Source organism: Alitiscatomonas sp. (assembly GCF_037242085.1).
GTDB classification, from domain to species: Bacteria; Bacillota; Clostridia; order Lachnospirales; family Lachnospiraceae; genus Alitiscatomonas; species Alitiscatomonas aceti.
In genome coordinates this window covers 1-3,984 of sequence record NZ_JAXXBR010000013.1, presented here as the reverse complement: position 1 = coordinate 3,984, position 3,984 = coordinate 1, and the positions used below count along the sequence as shown (strand labels likewise).

4 protein-coding genes and 1 pseudogene are annotated in these 3,984 nt (G+C 54.5%); all 5 read left to right on the top strand.

The window, feature by feature from the left end; all coding sequences use genetic code 11:
• A pseudogene (locus WIH05_RS00175) lies at positions 1-531 on the top strand (peptide chain release factor 3); the annotation flags it as partial.
• Between the two features lie 30 nt (positions 532-561).
• The gene (locus WIH05_RS00170; protein ID WP_022273794.1) at positions 562-1,008 is read left to right on the top strand and encodes a GatB/YqeY domain-containing protein; all 447 of its coding nucleotides are present in this window, start codon (positions 562-564) and stop codon (positions 1,006-1,008) included.
• An 11-nt stretch (positions 1,009-1,019) separates the two neighbouring features.
• Positions 1,020-2,423 carry a dipeptidase PepV gene (gene pepV, locus WIH05_RS00165; RefSeq protein WP_022273795.1) on the top strand — a complete coding sequence of 468 codons (1,404 nt, stop codon included), beginning with the start codon at positions 1,020-1,022 and terminating at the stop codon, positions 2,421-2,423.
• A gap of 85 nt (positions 2,424-2,508) precedes the next feature.
• Positions 2,509-3,162, top strand: coding sequence for a hypothetical protein (locus tag WIH05_RS00160; protein ID WP_337424794.1), 654 nt, complete (start codon positions 2,509-2,511; stop codon positions 3,160-3,162).
• Between the two features lie 78 nt (positions 3,163-3,240).
• Positions 3,241-3,984, top strand: a 744-nt coding sequence (locus WIH05_RS00155) for a hypothetical protein (RefSeq protein ID WP_337424793.1), incomplete at its 3' end; no start/stop codon positions are given.

Here is a 3,984-nt window from a genome sequence, read left to right as displayed (position 1 = left end):
GAGGAGGCGTATGCCGGAGACATCATCGGCGTATTTGATCCGGGTATTTTCTCCATTGGAGATACCTTATGCGCTCCCGGCGGGAAATTCCAGTTTGAGGGGATCCCCACCTTTGCTCCCGAGCACTTCGCCAGGGTGCGCCAGATGGATACCATGAAGAGAAAGCAGTTTATCAAGGGCATCAGCCAGATCGCCCAGGAGGGAGCCATCCAGATCTTCCAGGAGTTCAATACAGGCATGGAGGAGATCATCGTAGGCGTTGTGGGAGTCCTGCAGTTCGAGGTGCTGACCTACCGCCTGGAGAACGAGTACAACGTGGAGGTAAAGCTGGAGCAGCTTCCCTTTGAGTATATCCGGTGGATCGAGAATCCGGGCGAGGTGGATGTGGCCAGGATCCAGGGTACCTCCGATATGAAGCGGATTTGTGATCTGAAGGGCAATCCGCTGCTCCTGTTCATCAATAGCTGGAGCGTCGGGATGGTGGAAGAGAGAAACCCAGGCTTAAGACTGGCTGAGTTCGGACGGAATTAATTGATATTAATAAGGAAAGGAAGGGATCCTATGAGCAAGATCGAGCTTGTACGTGCAGCTATGGTAGAGGCCATGAAGGCCAAGGATAAGGACAGGAAGGATTCTCTGTCCATGCTTTTATCTGCTTTAAAGAATGCGGAGATCGACAAGCGCTCTCCCCTGACCGAGGACGAGGCCAATGCAGTGATCAAAAAGGAATTAAAGCAGACCAAGGAGACCATGGATACGGCTCCCGCAGACCGGACCGACATCATCGAAGAGGCCAGAAAGCGGATGGAGGTATACCAGGAGTTTGCTCCGGCAGACCTGACTGTGGACCAGATCACAGAGATCATAAACGGAGTTTTAAAGGAACTGGAGATGGAAGCGCCGACGGCCAAAGATAAGGGACGGATCATGAAGATCTTAATGCCCCTGGTAAAGGGAAAGGCAGACGGAAAAGTGGTCAATGAAGTGCTGGCCGGAATGATGAAATAGGAGGCAGAAACGTGTACAGAGAAAAAATAGACAAATTTATCGACGCCCATAAAACAGAAATGCTGGAGGATATCGCGGAGCTTTGTAAGATCGACAGCACCAAGGATTCCTACCGGGCAGGAAGGCCCTACGGAGACGGCTGCTTTGAGGCTCTGGGCGCAGCGCTCCACATTGCAGAATGCTACGGATTTTCCATCAACAACTACGACAACTATGTGGGAACGGTGGATCTGAACGATAAGGAAAAGCAGTTGGATATCTTAGCCCACCTGGACATCGTTCCGGCGGGAGACGGATGGACGGTGACAGAGCCCTTTGTACCGGTGGTAAAGGATGGAAAGATCTATGGCCGCGGAACTGCCGACGATAAGGGTCCGGCCATCGCAGCCCTCTACGCCATGCGCGCTGTGAAGGAGCTGGGGATCCCGGCGAAGAAGAACGTGCGTCTGATCCTGGGAACCGACGAGGAGTGCGGCAGCTCCGATATCCGGCACTATTACAGTGTGGAGGAGGAGGCCCCCATGACCTTCTCTCCGGACGCCAGCTTCCCGGTGATCAACATTGAAAAGGGCAGCCTTCACGGCCAGTTCACGGCGGAGTTTGAAAAGAGCCAGGCCCTTCCCAGAATGGTATCCTTTAAGAGCGGCACCAAGTCCAACGTGGTCCCCTCCAAGGCAGAGGCCTTATTTGAGGGACTGGACGGCTCCGATACAGAGGCCTTTGCCCACACTTTAGAGGCCGAGCTGGGGATCCGTTTTGACGTGACCTCTGAGGGCGGCTATATGAAGATCGAGGCCTTTGGGGAAAACGGCCATGCTTCCACCCCCTGGAAGGGGAAAAATGCCCTGACAGGACTTCTTTCACTGATCGAAAAGCTGGAGCTGGCTGAGTGCGGACAGGTGGAAAAGATCCGTGCCCTGAATCAGCTGATGCCCCACGGCGACTGGTTTGGAAAGAACCTGGGGATCGCCATGGAGGACGAGGAATCCGGCCAGCTGACCCTGACCTTCAGTATGCTGGAGATCACGGAGACCAGCCTTTCCGGTGATTTTGACAGCCGCTGCCCCATCTGCTCCAATGAGGAGAATACCTTAAAGCCGGCGAAGGCGGCCATGGCCGGGTACGGGATCTCTTTAAACAATGATTCCATGAACCCGCCCCACCACGTTCCCGGAGATTCCCAGTTTGTCCAGACGCTCCTTAAGAGCTATGAGATGTATACGGGAAGAAAGGGAGAGTGCATCGCCATCGGAGGCGGAACGTATGTCCACCACTTAAAGAACGGAGTTGCCTTCGGCGCGGCCATGCCGGAAACAGAAAATAACATGCACGGTCCCGACGAGTTTGCGGTGATCGATGAGCTTTTAATGAGCGCGAAGATCTTTGCGCAGGTGATTACTGAATTATGCTGCTAGAATAGAATGTCCTGCCGGTAAGATACGTCTTCCGGCAGGCGTTTTTGCTTTTTGGGAGCTTTAATTGCGGGGAGGGGGAGCCAGTATGGAAAAACGAAGATTTCATGAGCTGTTGGAGGCCCATTTAAGGGCCAGCGGATATACCAACTATGAATTTGCCAGGATCACGGGCATCAACCGGGTGAATATCCAGCGGTATCTGGCCGGAACGAGGCTGCCGGATCCGCAGATCTTTGAAGCGATCCGCCGGGAGCTGCGGCTGGGTGTCCGGGAGCACCGGGAGCTGCAGGAGGCGTATTACCGGGCTATGGACGGAGACGACGTTTATTTTATGCGGTGCATGATCCGCCGGATGCTGGAGGAGGCGGGAAATATATGCGGGATGGAGGCCGGCTTTGAAACGACTCCGGAACCTCCGGGACAGATCAGCGCTCCGGGAATGCGTACCATAAACGGAGTGATCGCTGTGGAACGGTATCTCTGGAGTGCCATCTGGGAGAATCTGAGCGCCGGGAGAAAGAATGCGTATTTTTATGTGCCTGCGGAAAGCTGTATCCTGGCCAGGTTGCTGCCGGCGTTTTCACTGGACGGCCGCTCTGCCATGGGGCATCTGAATATCGTCCAGCTGGTGAGGCTTTCCAAGAGAGCGGAGGACAGCGCCGGAGACTATCATAACCTGAGGGCCGTTTATAATCTGATCCCCACCTATTACCAGGCCGGTGCCGCTTATGAAACCTGATATTATTATCATGATCATCCATCCGGCGGCCGGGATGAGGCAGTTTTATATCCGTATTATGGGATCCTGGACGATCGGGTGATCCTGTTTTCCGGCAATATGGACCAGGCGGTGGTGGCCTATGAGCCGGAGGTGACGGACGCGTACCGCAGGAGCTTTTTTAAGGTGTATAAAAATGGCAGGAACGGCTGTCTTGCCAGATACTTCCGTGACATTTTCCAGGTACTGGACTGGATGCTGAAAAGCGACAATGGTCCCGTGAGCCGCTGTTTTCTGGAATACCAGCCATGCTTTGTCCTTTGGGCAGACCGGGAGCTGGCAGAGCGTGTGGCAGCGCCGGGGCTTCCCGGCAGGAGCCTGGTGATCGATGGGATCATGAAACGCAGGGAGCAGGTTGCTTCCGGAGCAGAGCTGATCCATTATTTTACGGAGGACGGGCTCCGGGAATTTGCAGAAAACGGCCGGTTCGCCGATTATCCGGAGGAGTACGTCCGGGCGCTGACAAGGGAGGAAAGGGTTAGGATCCTGGATGGGATGCTGGCAGATATGGAACGGCCGGGCTGTGATATGGGGATCGTAAAGGAACAGAGCCTTCATCTGACAAAAATGCTGAATATTTTTGTCAGCAGCGCCGTGGGAGCCAGTCTGGTCCTGTACGACCCGGAACAGGGCTTCCATCAGCTCCTGATCCAGGAACCGTCCATTACCCAGGCGTTTGACACATATATCCGTGGAATGCGGGACCATGGGGAGGTGTACTCCAGGGAGGAGACGGAGGCCATCGTCAGAAAATACAGGGATGGTCTGAAAGATGGTGGTACA